This window comes from Gardnerella sp. c23Ub_4 (genome assembly GCF_055804115.1).
The window spans coordinates 610,153-627,776 of sequence record NZ_JANUYO010000001.1; the positions used below are offsets into that span (position 1 = coordinate 610,153).

Here is a 17,624-nt window from a genome sequence, read left to right on the forward strand (position 1 = left end):
AGGACTAGTCAAGCGATAAGAGCCACGTAAAAATCATAAATAAAGTAAAATCACCATAAATACACAAGTAAATACACAATAAACACAAAAGGAAGTTAATATGCCAGGAGCAAATCTGACTCGCGTAGAAGCTGCGGAACGTTTTAGCGCTATCCAAATGCCAATTCACTACACTGTTGCACTTGATTTAGGCAAGGGTGGCCGCGATTTTAAGTCGCACACAAAAATTGAGTTTGGCGCAAAAGTTGGTGGAACAAGCTTCCTCGATTTGATTGCAAACAGTGTTGAATCCGTTGTGCTTAATGGCGTTTCTCTTGACGTTTCTAAGGTTTTTGCAGATAGTCGCATCGAGCTTGCAAATTTGGCTGAGCACAACACAGTAGAAGTTGTAGCAAATTGCCAATATTCCAACACGGGCGAAGGCTTGCACAGAAGCGTTGATCCTTCCGACGGCAACGTTTACCTTTACACGCAATTTGAGGTTCCAGACGCTCGCCGCGTTTATGCAGTGTTTGACCAGCCAGATTTGAAGGCTGTTTTTGACTTTAGTGTGGATGCTCCAGAAAGTTGGATTGTTACTTCCAACATGCCAGTTAAAAGCGAAACTGCGATTGAAGGGCGCAAGACGGAAGATGGCACTTTGGAAAATGGCGCTGTAGAAGGCATGAAGCGCTGGGTGTTTGAGTCAACTCCAAAAATGAGCTCCTACTTAACTGCGATTTGCGCAGGTCCTTACGCCGAATGGCACACGTCTTACAACAATGAGGACGGCCGCGTAGTTCCAATGGCAATGTACTGCCGTCAGGCACTTAAAGACGCTTTTGCAAAAGATGTTGACTACTTGTTTGACATTACAAAGAAGGGCTTTGCTTTCTACGCTAAGACTTGGGGAGTGCCATATCCGTACGCAAAGTACGATCAGATTTACGTGCCAGAATACAACGCTGGAGCTATGGAAAACATTGGTATGGTTACAATTCGCGACCAATATGTGTTTGAGTCCAAAGTTACAGACGCTTATGCTGAGCGCCGCGTTGTAACAGTTTTGCACGAGCTTGCACACATGTGGTTCGGCGACTACGTAACTATGAAGTGGTGGAACGATCTTTGGCTCAACGAGTCTTTTGCTGAGTTTACGTCTACGCTTGCAACGGCTGAAGCAACCGAATGGCACGACGCTTGGAGCACATTTAATTCTGGCGAAAAGAGTTGGGCGCTTAATCAAGATCAGCTTCCAACAACGCATCCAATCGTGGCTCCAATCAACGATTTGAACGACACTTCCGTTAACTTCGACGGCATTACTTACGCAAAGGGCGCTTCTGTTTTGAAGCAACTTGTAGCATATGTTGGCCGCGAAAAGTTCTTTGAAGGAATTCACAACTATTTGAGCAAGCACGCTTATAGTAACGCAACTTTGGCTGATTTGTTGCACGAGTTGGAGCTTACAAGCGGACGCGATCTTAAGTCTTGGAGTGCGCAATGGCTTGAAAAGGCTGGAATTAACACGATTTCTACAGAAGTCGAAGAAGCTGAAGACGGTACTATTGCTTCCTTGCGTTTGCGTCAGAGCGCCCCAGTTGAGCATCCAGTTTTGCGCGCGCATCGCTTGGCTGTTGGATTCTACAATGTGGACGAAGCAAGTGGCGAGATTGTGCGCACAAAGCGAATCGAACTAGATGTTGATGGCGAAGTGACGGAAGTGGCGGAAGCGCGCGGATTGCAAAGGCCTGCGCTTATTCTTGTAAACGACGACGACTTGACTTACACAAAGCTACGTTTTGACGCAAAGTCGCTTGAGTTTGCTGCCGAAAATCTTTACCGCTTTAAGGATTCTTTGACGCGCTCTCTTATTTGGCTTGCACTGTGGGATATGACTCGCGACGCGGAATTCCCAGCAGAGCGCTTTGTGGAGCTTAGCCTTAAGGCCTTGGCAACTGAGCGCGAATCTACGACTTTCCGCTATGCTCTTGGTCAAGTAAAGGTAACTGCAAGCCACTACGTGGTGCCTGAGCGCCAAGCAGAAGTCGCAAAGCATGTTGCTCATGAACTATGGCAGTTGGCTTTGGCAGCTTCGGCAGGCTCCGACGAGCAATTCCAGTTGCTAAAGGCTTATCTTGGATACGGCGAAGTTGGAGATGCTGAGTTTGTACAAATCGCTAACGGATTGCTTGACGGTTCTGTGAGCTTAGAAGGCTTGGAAATAGATAACGACTTGCGTTGGAGCATTTTGATTGCGCTCGCAGGCGTAAATGCTTTGGACGAAGCTGGAATTGACGCGGAACTTAAAAAGCGCGATACTACCGAGAATCGTGAATACGCATACCAGGCTCGTGCTGCTCGCTCAACTGCAGAAGCTAAGGATTGGGCTTTTGAACAGGCTTTGCGTAATCTTGATTTGACTAATATGCAAATGGGTGCTGTGGTTGCTGGATTTGCAAGCACTGCTAAAGGCGATTTGGTTAAGCCTTATGTTGAGCGCTACTTTGCGGAAGTTGAGTGGATTTGGAAGAATCGCACATTCCATATGGCGGAAACTTTGATTGAAGGCTTGTATCCAAATTATGCGGATGTAGACGAGTTGGTTGAGCGCGGGCAAAGCTGGCTTGATGAGCATAAGGATGCGGATCAAGCTTTGCGGCGCATGGTGCTCGGCAAGCTCGATTCTTCTCGACGCACGCTTAAAGTGCAGCATTACAACGCTTCGCTCTAGTTTTTTGCAATCAAATAGCAATTTTCAATGTACATTCCTAATAAGAAAATAGGGAAATGTAGATTGAATCTAAGTTGATTAAGATTAAGTTGATTAAGATTAAACTCAAGGAGTCGCAAGATGGCAGAAGATATGCATCAATCAACGCCAACAATACATGGTGAGCAACTAAACGCGGATGGTACGCAAAAAGCGCAAGACCGCGTAAACAATCGATCTTTGCGACCAAACAGCGATTCCTTTAAAGAGTTTATGACTAGCGGCTGGGATAACCAGGAGCCTCAAATCGAACCGCTTGAATCGTCGAAATACACACCAGTGCGTCTAGAGGCGCTTGGCAAGCGATTCCCAGGCGAGCGCCTTGTTATTCCAGCAGGCCAGCCAAAAGTGCGCAATAACGATTGCGACTACGCTTTTAGGCCAGACACGACTTTCGCATATTACACTGGCTTGGGTCAGGATTACGAGGCAGGCGCTGTTCTTGTGCTTGAGCCAGTGCAAGCAGGCAGCGAAGAGGAAGCGGCGGGCAAAACCCACGTTCCGCAGCTTTTTGTGGCACCTCGCGCAGACAATAGCACTGCAGCATTCTATAAAGACCCACACTACGGCGAATACTGGGTTGGTCCTCGCGCAGGACTTAAAGAGCTTAAGGCTATGACTGGCATTGAAACGCGCGATATTGCCGAGCTTGACGACGCGATTGCAAAAAACGTTAGCGACGATAATAGCGCTGCCGAAAGCGTGCGCGTGCGAATTGTGCGCGAGTCGGATGCTGATCTAACTGCGCGCGTAGATGCTTTAAGAGAAGCGAGTGGATTTAGCGACGAAGATGCTAACATTGCTGCAGACGATAAGCTGCACGAAGTGGCTGCCGAAGCGCGAATGCTTAAAGATGCCTACGAGATTTGCGAAATGCGCAAAGCTGTTGCTGCTACAAAGTTAGGCTTTGATCGCATGCTTACGCGTTTGCCTCAAGCTTTGGGCAAGGATCATTCTGAACGCATGATTGAAGGCGCTTTTAACTCCGTTGCTCGAGAAGTTGGAAACGAAGTTGGCTACGATACAATTGTTGCTTCTGGCAAGCACGCTCCAATTTTGCACTGGATGCGCAACACGGGCGTGGTTTCTAGCGGTGATCTTCTTTTGATTGACGCTGGCGTAGAAGTTAACAGCCTTTACACAGCAGATATTACGCGAACTTTCCCAACCAATGGCAAGTTTACGGATTTGCAAAAGAAGCTTTACCAGTGCGTTCTCGACGCTCAGCAAGCTGGTTTTGAGGCTGCTAAGCCAGGTGCTACCTACAGCGATATTCACCACGCTTGCATGCGCGTGCTTGCAGAGCATTTGCACGAGTGGGGCATTCTAAAAGTTAGCGTTGAGGAATCGCTTTCTCCGCAAGGTCAGCAGCATCGTCGCTGGCATGCGTGTGGTGTTGCTCACCACTTGGGTCTAGATGTTCACGATTGCGCTCAAGCTCGCTACGAGGCTTATCAGGGTGCGAAGATTACTCCAGGAATGATTTTTACAATCGAGCCTGGCTTGTACTTTGCTGCCAATGATCTTATGCTTCCGCCAGAAATGCGCGGAATCGGAATCCGCATTGAAGATGATGTTTTGATGACGGAGAATGGTCCTGAATGGCTTTCTATCGATATTCCTAAGCAAATCGAAGATGTTGAAGCTTGGATGGCTCAGCGCGCTGCTAAATAGTGTGCTGCTATCTAAACGGATTGTCTAAGATTGTCTAGGATTATCTAGGATTATCTAGGATTATCTAGAATCATCTAAGATCATCTAAATTAATTATCTAATCTTTACGCAATAATGTTGTTATAGCACTTAGTTGTTATAACAACATTACTTTATTGCGGCTTATGTGGCTTGTGTGCTGCATATGCTTTATATGTTTCATGCGTTTTATACATTTGTGTTTTATGCATTTATGTGACTTGTTGCAATAAAGATGTTGATTAACGAGTCGCAGCCAAAATCATCGATACTCTCGAAAGGAATACAATGACTAAGCCAATCGTTCTTTCACTTGGAGAACTACTTTGGGATTTGCTTCCCCAAGGAAAACGAGTTGGAGGTGCTCCAGCGAATTTTGCGTATCACGCGCAATGCAATGGTGCAGAAAGCTACGTTATTAGTGCTGTTGGAGAAGATTCTCTTGGCAATGAACTTGTTGAAGAAGTTGAAAAAGCAGGGATTAAGCACGTTATTCAGCGCAATGCTTGGCCAACTAGTACGGTAGATGTTTCGCTTAGAAATGGCATTCCAGAGTACACGATTGTGCGAAACATTGCGTGGGATTATATTGTTTATACGCGCGAACTTGTGGATCTTGTTAGCAAAGCAGACGCGATTTGCTTTGGAACTCTTAGCTTAAGATCGCAAGAAACACACGATACTGTTTTGGAGCTTTTAAAGCATGCAAAGCCAAACGCCATGAAGTTCTTCGACATAAACATTCGTAGCGATCATTATTCAAAGGATTTGATTGACGCTCTTCTTAAAGAGGCAACTGTTTTTAAGCTTAACGATTCCGAGCTGCTTCTTCTTAGAGATATGTTCAATATTCGCGAAACTTCCGACAATGAGGCTTGCAAATGGTTCCAAGCTCGCTATGGTTTGGATTACGTGATTTTGACTGGCGGATCTACTTTTAGCGCAATCTTTACTAAGAATGGCGAAAGCTCTACCTACCCAACTCCTCATGTGGAAGTTAACGACACGGTTGGTGCTGGAGACTCATTCTCTGGCACGTTTACTGCAAGGATTTTAGCTGGCGATTCGCTTAAAGACGCGCATCGTGCTGCAATCAACACTGCTGCGTACGTTTGCACTCAAGCAGGAGCGTGGCCAGAGTACCCGAGCGAAATCCCAGACTATCTTTCTAAAGCAGGACTGTAGGCTGCAAGAATATAAATAAAAGCTTCAACTTGTAAGATTAATTAGGTAATTCCTAGACTCAAACGAGTTGAAGCTTTTTTATACGCCATTAAGGCGATTATTAGTGGGGCCTCAGGGGCTTGAACCCTGGACCGACGGATTATGAGTCCGTTGCTCTAACCGACTGAGCTAAAGCCCCACGCTAACAAAGTTAGCAACGACTAGATTAGCACACACCCATAAACGTTTAACACGCTGTTTAACACACTACGATTAACGTGTTGTTTAGCACGCAAAATCGCATGGGTGCGCACAAGACAAGTCGCAAGCAGCTTTAGAGCAAATAGCTACGCTACTACTTCTTGGTCTCTTCCAGAAGCAAAATTGCTCAAAGCTCCAGTCTTACGAACTGCAACGAACAGAAGCCAAGGAACAATGCCTGCAATCACAAAGCCGCTTATAAGTTCGCAAATCATGTGAATTGTAAGATAGTTTGCGCTCTTTCCTTGGTAGACCACAAACATTAAGTAAATACCATATTCAAGAGCGGTAAGCGTGCCAGAAATTACGCTTAAAGTAAGATTGTACTTTTTGTAGCGAGCGATAGCAAAAGGAAGCTCGCTAAACACGGCTTGCAAGGCGGCAGAAGCTAAAACCATAAACGCAGAGAATTGCTGGCCAAGAATGTTCTCAAACACGGCACCAACAACGTTTACGTAAATTGCAGCACCAGGCTTGCGGATTAAAAGGAGTGCAAGCGGGCCAGACATGTACCAAACGCCGTGCAAAATGCTGCCAAATCCAGGCAAAACAGTGCGCAAAATAGGGGAGATTTGGGAGAAGAACACAATGGTAAAGCCCCAGTAGATTATGCCAAACAAGGCGGCTAGAGCGGCGCCGAGCGATATATCTGCAACGCGCCATTTAAGACTTGCGATTGTTGTTGGTGCAGGATTTGCGTTTGCACGAGCCTTATCGGTTATTGGAGTTTCGGATTGTGCGGAGTATTGTGCGTTTTCTTCGCTTTGATTGTTTGCGGATTCGTTGCTTAGAATATCACTCATTAGTGTTCCTAACTATTGATTGCTGCGCATTGTAATTTCTTTGAGCGTTTCTCGACCTACGCAGCCTGGGCAGAAACGCCAACGTGTACTTTACCATTTAATCGCCACTAACACGCCTTTATGCGCTAGTTTTGTGCGATTTGTAACGTTTTTGATTATTGCAGAAATCTATAACGCGCTATAAAACCGATTATTCAACGCAAACGCTATTTCCGCTTTTTGTTGCTCGACACGCCGTAAATCAGGTACAAAAACACTACAGTTATTAATCTAGATAGTTGGAAAAATGAGCGAAACGTAAATCCGAAAACGTAAATCCGAAAACGTAAATCAAAAATGGGAGCACAAAATGTCGATGGAACATCCAAATCGCACCAATGAGCGAATTGTTGACGTTGAGCGAGATATTATGAGCCGCGCTCCAGAGCATAATAAGACGAATCTTGATTTAGATAGAATGCGCTTAATCCTCGATATTTTGGGGCATCCAGAGCAATCGATGCACGTGATTCACATTACTGGCACAAATGGCAAAGGCTCCACGGCGCGCATGGCGGAGGCGATTTGCCGCGCGTACGGTTTGCGCACGGGTCTTTACACTTCGCCGCATTTGCAACGTGTAAATGAGCGAATTATGATTGACGGCCAAGAAATTAGCGATGACCAGTTTGTTGACGTGTTTGATCAAATGAAAGACATTATAAACATGGTTGACGCTCGCATGGATGCTGATGGCAAGCCGCGAATGAGCTTTTTTGAAGTGCTTACAGCTATGGCGATTTGGGCCTTTGCTGACGCTCCTGTAGATGTTGCTGTGATGGAAGTTGGCATGGGCGGCGAATGGGACGCCACTAATGTTATGAACGCGGATGCTGCGATTATTGGCCCTGTAGACATGGACCACATGCAATGGCTTGGAAACACGGTTGAAGAGATTGCGCGCACAAAGGCTGGCATTATTAAGCCAAATTGCACTGTGATTTTGGGGCCGCAGCCACACGAATCGCAGGTTTTGCCGATTATTCAAGAGGTGGCAAATCGCAATAATGCCAAGCTTTTACGCGACTTTAGTGACGGCAGCGGCGAGCTGGAGGTTGTTTCGCGCACTCCAGCTGTTGGCGGTCAAGTTGCCACTTTGCGAACTACAAATGGCACTTATGAAGATGTGCCGATTGATAAGTTTGGTGTACATCAGTCACATAATGCGTTGGCGGCGCTTGCTGCTGCGGAGGTTGTTCTTCCTGTAAATGGCGCTTTAGACGGCGATTTGGTTGCCGAGGCTTTGAGTCAAGTTAAGGTTCCTGGCCGAATTGAGCAAGTGCGTACTTCTCCAACGATTATTATTGACGGCGGTCACAATGTTAATGCTGCCGAGTCGCTTCGTAAAACAATCGAAGAAAACTATAATTTTGAGCAGCTTATTGGCGTTGTGGCAATGATGGCAGATAAGCAAGTTGAAGAATACTTGGGTGTGCTTGAGCCGATTTTAACTAAGATTATTGTTACGCGTAACTCTTGGCGAGACCGCGTTATGGATCCTAAAGATTTAGAGAAGATTGCGATTGGTGTGTTTGGTAAAGATCGCGTGATTCGCGTTGACGATCTTCCAGACGCTATTCAAACGGCAGTGAATCTTGTTGACGAAGATGATGAGCTTGGAGTGGGGTATGGGCACGGAGTGCTGATTTGCGGCAGCTTTGTTACGGCAGGAGATGCGCGCACTATGCTGATTGAGCGCGTTAATCCAGACTTAAAGAAGCCAAAAGATCAACGCGCTAATATTCATCCAAATCTTGCGGAATGACTTTAGCTAAAGAGGTGATTAGCTAAATAAGCGTTTAATAATAAACGAATCTCCTTCGTAAGGAACATGTTTGTTGTGCACCTTTATCCAGCGTTCGTCGCCCTTTCCGATAGCAAGTATTATGTTTAGTCTGTTGTTCTCTCTAGCATCTTTTCTTGCTTCTTCAACACTGTACTCAATAGCTTCAGCTCTGTTTATAATAATTCGCGATTCAACGTTTGGATTGGTTACGCAAGATTGCATGTATTTGCAAATGTCCATTTCGTCTTCGACATTTGTGTCTTCTTGAGTGAACACAAATTGGTTGATTCGATCTTGTGCGGCTTGAACTATTTCTTTTCTCCTGTCAACGGCTTTGTCTCCCGTGGATCCTGTTACAAGCGTGATTCTAAGATCATTGTTACCGTATTTGTCGTATACGAAGTCGACAACAGATTTTGTGGAAATGTAGTTGTGTGCGTAATCAACTATGGCAACTGTATTGGATTTTGTGTCTTTAAAGACTTCCATTCGCCCCGATATTTGAACGTTTTCTATAGCATGTAGGGCTTTTTGATCTGTGTTTTCATTTATGCTTAATGCGTTTGCGATTGCGATTGCTGCAGTGGCGTTCTCGTAGTTAAAGTCGCCAGCAATCTTTAGATTGAATTTGTCTATAGCGCTGTAATTAGGCATGTCTTGATTTACGTACTCGCTAGCTTCGCCTTCTAAAATCGCAATACAATGCTCTTGCGAACTTGGTAATTCTTGCGATTCTTGCGATTCTTGCGATTCATCGGATTCTTGCGATTCTTGCAACTCTGGTATCGCTACATATCTTGGCAAAACAAGCTCTGGGTATTTTTCGCTGTTTTCGTAAGGGTGAATATCGGAATAATCGCTGCATTCTGTGCAATTACAAGTGTTTCCGTCTAGTTCTTCTTTGTGTATTCTGGAAAAAGTCGTGACTTTTACGCCATTTTGCTTTGCGTCTTGAAGAAGCAAATCCGCATGCGCGCAATCCGCATTAAGCACAAGTGCATCCGTATTTTTTACGATTTGACGCTTGCAATACAAATAATCTTCAAAAGTCGGGTGTTCGATTGGGCTTATGTGATCTGGGCTAATGTTCAAAAATGCCGCAACATTAAAGTGCAATCCATACACGCGGTTGACTTTGTATGCTTGCGACGAAACTTCCATAACAAGGTATTTCATGCCATTTTCTACGGCTTGGCTCATCATTCTAAATGCATCTAGGCTTTCTGGCGTAGTCAAGTCCGACTCAACATATGTTTTACCATCTAAACAATTGTCTACCGAAGAGAATAGCGCCGCTTTGCCATTAGAATGTGCGTTCAAAATAGCATGAGTAAAGTATGCTGTGGTTGTTTTGCCTTTTGTTCCCGTAATGCCAATAGTCGTAAGCTTTTCTTGCGGATTGTTAAAGAATGCTGCCGAAAGTAAGCTCATAGCTTTATGAACATCTGTTACAATCAATCCAACCGCATTAGTGTATTCCGCGTAGCAATCCTGAGCAACGTATGCGTTTAAGCCATTTTTATCTGCGTCTTTAAGGTATTCTGGCTTAAAATTGCCCTTAATAAAAAGCAATGTGTTTGGCTTAATATCGCGCGAATCGTACGTTATGTGGCTGTACGGCTTTGAGTGCGCACTAAAATCGCTAGCATCTATTGACCAAGTTTGGTCGTTTTCGTGCGTTAAATCGTCATGTTTTTGCGCACTTTTATTTTGTATTATTTCTCGCAAAAGATTTTGCTTTAACAAAATATTGCATGCTTCGTCTAAAGATAATTTTTGTAAAGACATTTCGCTTTTCCGTGTTGTTTTTGTTATTTGCGTTTTATTTTAGTTGATTTTATTTTAGTTGTGTTTATTTGATTCGTGCGGCTGCTTGCGATTTTTTCGCGCGCAAATTGTGCAAGAATCGCCATTAATTACAGCCAACTTCCTTCGCTAACTGGTCTTCCTTTAGACTTAAGCCAGCTATCAAAGCTTAACTTCCACTTTGCGTAAGCGTCTCGCTGCCAAACCATAATCTCGCATAACTTAAGATTTGCAACATTTTCGTGCAACTCGCTTATAGGCTCAATCAAATCAACTGCAGCAACTGTATCTGCTGTAGCATCGTGAAAATTGCCAATTGGCTCTATTCCATAAAACTGCGTTGTGTATGTAAGTGTGCGTTTGCCAGTTCGCTTAGAAATGGCTCTATCTATAACAAGCGGGTCTACAATAAGCATCTCGCCGCCATTAATTGTGCTTTTTGGGCGATTTTGCAAAGAGTCAAGACTCCATCTTTGCAAATCATGGTTTAGCATTTTAACGTCAAAAGGCGCATTGTATGCAAGAAGTGGAATGTTCTTGCTTTGTGCAAGGCTAATGGCTCTTCCAAGCAATTCGATTTCTTGAGTTGGATCGCCTCCGTTTTCTTGCAAAAACTCGTTTGTAAAGCCGTTTACTTCGCTTGCTTTAGGGTTGATTTGCTTATGCGGGTTTACAAGCCACGTTGCAATAACGTCATTGTTACGTCCACGCGCTGGGTCTCTAAAAACGAGCGTTGCGGAGCATATTGAATCACTGCCAATAATTGCGCCCGTTGTTTCTGTGTCGAAGCCAAGCAGCATTGATTTGCACAATGCTGTGTTTTTATCTTGCTGCGGTGCTTTTTCTAGTGCTTCTAGCAACTCATCTATGTTCTTTGCCATGCAATAATCCTAGAATGCAGCGAAGACCCTTGCGTGCGTTTTTGAGTCGTTTGGTTGTTTGATTAAAAATCGCGTAAACAAAAAACCCACGGTAATAAATCCGTGGGCTTTTAGTTACAAATTTATACGCAAATCAAACGTATTAAGCATTTGCATTAAGCATTTGCATTAAGCATTTGCATTAAGCATTTGCATTAAGCATTTGCATTAAGCATTTGCATTAAGCATTTGCATTAAGCATTTGGCCTTTTGCCGTGATTTGCTGCCTTTTTGCGGCGAGCCTTGCGCTTACGTCCACGCATACCCATAATAAACTCCTAACGATTAAAATGAACAACCTTACGGATTATCGCACGTTGCCACGACGTTTGCTAGCTTTAAGCTAGAATATTTGCAACAGTTGCGTTAAGCAAGCTAACCAAATCGTTTGGATTTAGAACAACGTCTAGTCCGCGTTTTCCTCCAGAAACAAGAATCTCGTCAAAGTGCATAACGCTAGCGTCCAACACAGTTTCGTGATGAGTGCGCTGACCAAATGGGCTGATTCCGCCAACAACATATCCACTTTCTCGTTGAGCTACGTCTGGGCTTGTCATGCTGGCTTTTTTGGCATTTACTGCGCTCGCAATCGCCTTCATGCTTAATCGAGCGTTTACTGGCACAATGCCGACTACGCGCTTTTCGCCTGTGTCTACCATAAGCGTTTTGCAAACTTGCTCTGCGTTTACGCCTAATTTTTGCGCTGCTTCCATGCCGTAGCCGTCATCCATGTGATCTGCATCGTGCTCGTAGTCAACAACGCGGAATGTGATTCCAGCGTTTTCTAGTTGTGCGATTGCTGGCGTTGCTTTGCCTGTTGCAGCATGTTTTTTGCCCATTTTTACCCCCGTGTGCAATGCGTTGCGAAAACCCCCTGCGATGAGTCACCGCAAGGGGTTTGTAGCTTTATTTAGCTTTATTTGTTTCGCTAATTTTACTCAGCAATCTCAGCGAAGTAAAGCAATGTGCGAATCATGTTAGCGGTAAAGCCGTATTCGTTGTCGTAGAAGGTAACGGTACGAGCCAAGGTTACGCCGTCAACAGTGTTAACGTCGGTCTGAGTTGGATCGAAAACGCCACCGTGGGTATCGCCAATAATGTCGGAAGACACAATGCTATCGGCGTTGTAGCCAAAGTAATCGCAGTTTTCGAATGCCTTCTTAAAGGCTTCGTTGATTTCTTCGGTGGTTGCTGGCTTCTCGAGAACAGTAGTCAACTCGGTAACGGATCCATCTGGAACCTGAATACGCTGAGCATGACCCTGAAGCTTGCCATTAACTTCTGGAACAACCTTGCCGATTGCCTTAGCAGCACCAGTGGAGTGCTCGATTGTGTTGCAAGCAGCAGAACGGTTGTTGCGTGGCTTGGAGCCGCGTGGGCCGTCGAGAATCATCTGGGTGCCAGTGTAAGCGTGGATAGTGGTCATAAAGCCAGACTTAATGCCCCAATTATCTTGCAAAAGCTTAACCATTGCAGCCATGGAGTTGGTGGTGCAAGAGCCAGCAGACACAATGTTGTCGGTTGGCTTTAAGATCTCTTGGTTTACACCAAACACAACGGTTGGGGTGGTTTCGTCTTTAGCAGGAGCAGAGATAAGAACCTTCTTAGCTCCAGCGTTCAAGTGAGCCTGGGACTTTTCTGCAGAAGTGTAGAAACCAGTGCACTCGAGCACGAACTCAACACCATCGTTCTTAACCCATGGAATGTTGTTTGCGTCTTTTTCGGCGTAAACCTTGTAAGTCTTGCCATCTACCACGATTGCGTCTTCGGTGGAAGTCACCTCAACTGGGGTGCCATCGTCGTGGCGGAAAGTGCCATGAGTGCTGTCGTACTTAAGCAAGTAAGCAAGCATTGAAGGAGTGGTCAGATCGTTGATGGCTGCGACTTCAATATCGCCAGCTTGACCGCCACGAGCTTGAAGCTCAAAAATACGACGGAATGCCAAACGGCCGATACGTCCAAAGCCGTTAATACCAATCTTGACTGTCATGTGGGATCTCCCTTGAGTGAAACCTTAACGCACGGTTTTTGCGATTTTTCGCGATTTTTAACAATACGTTTTTGGTCTTCGTTATTTAAACTAACATGTTTATTTTAATGTGCGGTATGTACTACGTTAGTGCATCATTTTGTATTACACTTGTGCAACATTTTGCCTTGTTGCATCGCGCATTTGCGATTATTCGCACTACTTTGGTGAAACAGCTAGAGCGCTTGAAACACTGGTGTTTATATCTCCCAAATCGCCAACTGGTCGCTTAAACCAGCTAACTTGCGGCAGTGGAGCGTCTATAGGGAATGTGATTACAAGAGTGCCTTCGTGAACGTCAATATGCGCAGGAGTGTCGTTTAGTAATTCGTTGCTTAGGCCTTGAACGGCATCGCCATACATAGTTTCGTGCTGAAGTTGATATTTAAGACCAATCTCGTTTACATCGCTAGAAACAGGCGTGTGTGAGAACACAGAAACCATTCGGCCTTCGGGGCCGCCTGACGCAGGAAAGTCAAGGGAACCGTTGTGAATTGCTGTAACAATCGTGCCGTCTCCATACAAGAATCCAATTCCGCCTCTAACTGCAAGTCGAACCATAAGTTGAATGTTGGAAATCGTGTGATCAACGCGGCCGCCTAAGCCGCCAAAAATATGGAATTCTCTAGAGCCTTTAGACCAGCCAACTTTAAGAGCAGAAAGCAAATCAGGGTCATCTTTTTCGGCAGGAAGTCGCGTAATCGCAGCGTCTGTTGGGAGTTTTAATCGCACGGAGTCAAAGTCGCCAATTAGAGCATCAACGTGTAAACCAAGTCTGCACGCATGATCCCAGCCACCATCGGCTGCAATAGTTAAAGCGCGATCAGGAACGTGTTCGCGCGTATGGTCGTAATAATCTCCAGCTGCTAAAACAACGCAGCGCTTCAAAGGCTCCATAGTCATATAATATCGCGCGCGCGGAATTGCGATTATATCGCGTGTTTTGTTGCGGCTTGTTGAGATTTAATGCGACTTGTTTAGTATTTTTGAGCATGGTTGATTATTGTCAAGGCTTCAAGTAGAATGAATATTTGGCTTGAGTAATCAAGAAAGTGGTATATCCCACCTGGAAGCCTAAAGGGTTTCGGGTTCATGACTTCGGTCACGTAGCAATATGCTTGCTATAGCGCTATTCTTAAGCGCATTTGATTGATGTTTGAACTTGAATTTATCTTTGACCTTTTGGTGCGCTGTTCCACTGTTTTAACAAGGATTGGAGTCATCATTAGCGACGAACCACGCATTAACGAAGAGATTCGCGTCTCACAAGTACGCCTTATCGGTCCGAAAGGCGAGCAGGTGGGTGTTATTGCGACCTCGGTAGCGTTGAACCTAGCAAAGGAAGCAAACCTCGATCTTGTAGAGGTTGCGCCTACTGCTAAGCCTCCTGTAGCCAAGCTTATTGACTACGGTAAGTACAAGTACAACGAGAAGATTAAGGCTCGTGAAGCGCGTCGTAATCAAAGTACGGCCGAGATTAAGGAAATTCGTTTCCGACTCAAGATTGACGATCACGATTTCGACGTTAAGAAGGGTCATGTTCTTCGATTCCTAAATGGTGGAGACAAAGTAAAAGTCACCATTATGCTGCGCGGCCGCGAACAGTCGAGGCCTGTAGGCGGAGTTGAGTTATTGCGTAGGCTTGCAGATGAGGTTTCCGAAAGTGGAACCGTGGAGTTTGCCCCTAAGCAGGAGGGTCGTAACATAATAATGACTCTCGCGCCTAAGGGTAAAAAGATTCATACTCAGTCTGAGCAGCGTCGTAGAGGCGCTGAATCGCGCGCAGAGCGTCAAGCTCGTCAAGCAGCACGACTTGCGGCAAAGCAAGGAGCTCAGGCAGCGGCCGATGTGTCCGCAAAAGCTTCTGTAGAATCTGATCAGAATCATAAGGAGGGCAGCAATGCCGAAGATGAAAACTAATTCCGCAGCGTCCAAGCGCGTTCGCCTCACCGGCACTGGTAAGGTAATGCACGATGGAAGCGCAATGCGCCACAACTTGGAGCATAAGTCTGCTCGTAAGCGTCGTGCTTTGTCTGCAGATAAGGTTTTAGCTACAGCACAGAGCAAGAATTTAAAGGGCTTGCTGGCTAAGTAAGTGCAGTAAAACAAAGACGCAATTAAAATTTTTAAGAAAGCTGAGGAATACTTATGGCACGAGTAAAACGCGCAGTTAATGCTCACAAGAAGCGTCGCGTTGTTCTTGATAGGGCTTCGGGTTATCGCGGTCAGCGTTCCCGCCTTTATCGCAAGGCAAAGGAACAGCTGCTTCACTCATTTACTTATAACTTCCGCGACCGCAAGGCTCGCAAGGGCGACTTCCGCAAGTTGTGGATTCAGCGCATTAACGCTGCTGTTCGCGCAGAAGGAATCACCTACAACCGCTTTATTCAGGGCTTGCGCTTAGCTGGCATCGAATTGGATCGCCGCGCTTTGGCCGAGCTTGCTGTTAGCGACGTCGAGACCTTTAAGGCAATCGTCGAAGCTGCTAAGGCTGCTTTGCCTGCAGATGTTAATGCTCCAGTAGAAGCCTGATTTTAGTTTATTGGCTTTATTTGAGTGATTTAATCACTTTAAGCATTAAATAGCATTAAATATTAAGTCCGTCTTTTTAGGCGGGCTTAATTGTTTTTGTGCATATATTATGCTCGTAACCTGGTTTTGTGTTTAATTATTAAGTGCTTAAGTCGTAGTTTGCTAGTGTGGCGCGTCTAGCGCATTGCAGAGTAAAATGGAACACAGTGTGTTTTTTGAAATCTAATTGAAAGAGTCTGATTATGCCAAATATGTTCGGTACCGATGGTGTTAGGGGATTAGCAAATCGCGATTTGACCGCACAATTAGCGTTAGATTTAGGCGATGCTGCCGTTCGTGTTTTAGGAGAGGCAACGCATAGCAGCGATTCAAATAGCGAAGATACAGGGAAAAAGATGCACGCTAGGAGAAGGGCGCTGGTTGGTCGCGATACTCGCGTTTCTGGCGATTTTCTAGCGTCCGCTTTGGCAGCAGGCATGAGTGCAGGCGGATTTGACGTTATAGACGCTGGCATAATCCCAACTCCTGGCGTGGCCTTTTTAACTTCTGTGCTAAACGTAGAGATGGGTGCAGTAATATCTGCTTCGCATAATCCAATGCCAGATAATGGAATCAAGTTCTTTGCGCGTGGCGGTTTTAAGCTTCCAGACAGTAAAGAGGACGAGATTGAAGCAGTTTTAGGCAAGGATTGGCAGCGTCCTACGGGCAGCGGTGTTGGGCGAATCAGTCACGATACCACTACAGCTACGAATCTTTACATTGATCATCTTGTTTCTTCTGTAGCGCCTTTAAGCAGTGAGTCTTCTACTCGTCCTAAGCCTCTTGCAGGTCTTAGAGTAGTGGCAGATTGCGCAAATGGCGCAACATCTGTAGTAGCTCCAGAAGCATTGCGCAGAGCTGGCGCAGAAGTGATTGTTATTAACGCTTCTCCAGATGGATACAACATTAACGATCACGCGGGTTCCACGCATCCCGAGCAGTTGCAAGCCATGGTTAAGGCGTCTAAGGCCGATTTAGGAGTAGCTTTCGACGGAGATGCGGATCGCTGCCTGGCTGTAGACGAGAACGGAAACATGGTTAATGGCGACCAAATCATGGGCATTCTTGCGCGTTCTAAGAAGGCCGAAGGCAAGCTGAATCACAATACGCTTGTTGTTACTGTAATGAGCAATCTTGGATTAAAGCTTGCGCTAAAAGACATGGGCATCTCTACTGTTCAAACAAGCGTTGGAGACCGCTACGTTCTAGAAGAGATGCTTAGAGGCGATTATTCTCTTGGTGGCGAGCAGTCGGGTCATGTGATTAATCGCGAGTTTGCAACCACGGGAGATGGCACTCTTACAGCGCTTACGTTGTGCCGCGAAGTTGTGCGTGAAGGCAAGAAGCTTTCGCAAATGGCTGCCGACTTCCCGCAGCTTCCGCAATGCCTGGTAAATGTGCCGAATGTAGATAAGATGGCTGCTAAGACAAATGCTGCTGTTCTTAATGCTGTAGAGAAGGAAAGTGCGCTTTTGGGAGACACGGGTCGCGTTCTTCTTAGACCAAGCGGAACGGAGCCACTTGTGCGCGTTATGTGCGAAGCTGCAACGCAAGAGCAAGCAGATGAGGTTTGCGCGCGACTTGCACAAGTTGTAACGGATAATCTTAAGTTGTAGTTTTACCGACTTTGTACGTGATTTGGCTCAAATTTGGTACAAAATGCGTCAGTTTTTCCCGCTTTTTGTACGTGATTTGGGTCAAATATGGTACAAAGTGCGGAGTGGTTTTCCGCTTTTTGTAGCTCAACACGCCGTCTAGAACTACAAAAAGCGGATAATCTTGATATACTAGCTCTTTTGGT

General features: G+C 45.5%; 15 protein-coding genes and 1 tRNA gene. 8 read left to right on the forward strand and 8 right to left on the reverse strand.

Translation table 11 applies throughout. From position 1 onward, the window contains the following. Positions 1 to 100 precede the first annotated feature (100 nt). From pepN to NYP67_RS02425, 3 genes are all read left to right on the forward strand, one after another. Complete coding sequence (pepN, locus tag NYP67_RS02415) at positions 101 to 2,713, forward strand: aminopeptidase N (protein ID WP_473410600.1); 2,613 nt, start codon at positions 101 to 103, stop codon at positions 2,711 to 2,713. 132 nt (positions 2,714 to 2,845) lie between these two features. Next, the gene (locus NYP67_RS02420; RefSeq protein WP_415704743.1) at positions 2,846 to 4,426 is read left to right on the forward strand and encodes an aminopeptidase P family protein; all 1,581 of its coding nucleotides are present in this window, start codon (positions 2,846 to 2,848) and stop codon (positions 4,424 to 4,426) included. 306 nt (positions 4,427 to 4,732) lie between these two features. After that, the gene (locus NYP67_RS02425) at positions 4,733 to 5,629 is read left to right on the forward strand and encodes a carbohydrate kinase family protein (protein WP_473411145.1); all 897 of its coding nucleotides are present in this window, start codon (positions 4,733 to 4,735) and stop codon (positions 5,627 to 5,629) included. Between the two features lie 104 nt (positions 5,630 to 5,733). Here the strand turns inward: NYP67_RS02425 and NYP67_RS02430 are convergent. Then, positions 5,734 to 5,807: transfer RNA gene (locus NYP67_RS02430), tRNA-Ile, on the reverse strand. Between the two features lie 148 nt (positions 5,808 to 5,955). Then, positions 5,956 to 6,672 (reverse strand): ECF transporter S component, encoded by a 717-nt coding sequence (locus tag NYP67_RS02435; RefSeq protein WP_128813936.1) that lies wholly within the window; start codon positions 6,670 to 6,672, stop codon positions 5,956 to 5,958. A gap of 349 nt (positions 6,673 to 7,021) precedes the next feature. On the opposite strand from NYP67_RS02435, the gene NYP67_RS02440 reads away from it, so the two are divergent. Next, complete coding sequence (locus NYP67_RS02440) at positions 7,022 to 8,476, forward strand: bifunctional folylpolyglutamate synthase/dihydrofolate synthase (RefSeq protein ID WP_032813196.1); 1,455 nt, start codon at positions 7,022 to 7,024, stop codon at positions 8,474 to 8,476. A gap of 18 nt (positions 8,477 to 8,494) precedes the next feature. On the opposite strand, the gene NYP67_RS02445 is transcribed toward NYP67_RS02440, so the two are convergent. The 6 genes from NYP67_RS02445 to NYP67_RS02470 form a co-directional block, all read right to left on the reverse strand. After that, positions 8,495 to 10,285, reverse strand: a complete 1,791-nt coding sequence (locus tag NYP67_RS02445) for a UDP-N-acetylmuramoyl-L-alanyl-D-glutamate--2,6-diaminopimelate ligase (protein ID WP_415695097.1) — start codon at positions 10,283 to 10,285, stop codon at positions 8,495 to 8,497. A 128-nt stretch (positions 10,286 to 10,413) separates the two neighbouring features. After that, entirely contained in the window at positions 10,414 to 11,184 is a 771-nt protein-coding gene (locus NYP67_RS02450) for an exonuclease domain-containing protein (protein ID WP_115761742.1), read from the reverse strand. A 233-nt stretch (positions 11,185 to 11,417) separates the two neighbouring features. Then, complete coding sequence (locus NYP67_RS02455) at positions 11,418 to 11,492, reverse strand: 50S ribosomal protein bL37 (RefSeq protein ID WP_369803150.1); 75 nt, start codon at positions 11,490 to 11,492, stop codon at positions 11,418 to 11,420. A gap of 69 nt (positions 11,493 to 11,561) precedes the next feature. Beyond that, positions 11,562 to 12,062: a Cys-tRNA(Pro) deacylase gene (gene ybaK / locus NYP67_RS02460; RefSeq protein WP_004130002.1), complete on the reverse strand. Its 501-nt coding sequence runs from the start codon at positions 12,060 to 12,062 to the stop codon at positions 11,562 to 11,564. A gap of 95 nt (positions 12,063 to 12,157) precedes the next feature. After that, positions 12,158 to 13,213, reverse strand: a complete 1,056-nt coding sequence (gene gap / locus NYP67_RS02465) for a type I glyceraldehyde-3-phosphate dehydrogenase (RefSeq protein WP_016636398.1) — start codon at positions 13,211 to 13,213, stop codon at positions 12,158 to 12,160. A gap of 198 nt (positions 13,214 to 13,411) precedes the next feature. Beyond that, positions 13,412 to 14,149, reverse strand: coding sequence for a thiamine diphosphokinase (locus NYP67_RS02470; RefSeq protein ID WP_115761743.1), 738 nt, complete (start codon positions 14,147 to 14,149; stop codon positions 13,412 to 13,414). Positions 14,150 to 14,404: 255 nt separating this feature from the next. On the opposite strand from NYP67_RS02470, the gene infC reads away from it, so the two are divergent. From infC to glmM, 4 genes are all read left to right on the forward strand, one after another. Beyond that, positions 14,405 to 15,172 (forward strand): translation initiation factor IF-3, encoded by a 768-nt coding sequence (infC, locus tag NYP67_RS02475; RefSeq protein WP_016636400.1) that lies wholly within the window; start codon positions 14,405 to 14,407, stop codon positions 15,170 to 15,172. Continuing rightward, positions 15,153 to 15,347 (forward strand): 50S ribosomal protein L35, encoded by a 195-nt coding sequence (gene rpmI, locus NYP67_RS02480; RefSeq protein WP_004112988.1) that lies wholly within the window; start codon positions 15,153 to 15,155, stop codon positions 15,345 to 15,347. The genes infC and rpmI overlap by 20 nt, the downstream gene beginning before the upstream one ends. A 53-nt stretch (positions 15,348 to 15,400) precedes the next feature. Continuing rightward, positions 15,401 to 15,784: a 50S ribosomal protein L20 gene (gene rplT, locus NYP67_RS02485; RefSeq protein WP_004114536.1), complete on the forward strand. Its 384-nt coding sequence runs from the start codon at positions 15,401 to 15,403 to the stop codon at positions 15,782 to 15,784. Between the two features lie 242 nt (positions 15,785 to 16,026). Then, a complete protein-coding gene (glmM, locus tag NYP67_RS02490; protein ID WP_004132710.1) occupies positions 16,027 to 17,439 on the forward strand; it encodes a phosphoglucosamine mutase in 1,413 nt (470 codons plus the stop codon). Positions 17,440 to 17,624: the final 185 nt, after the last annotated feature.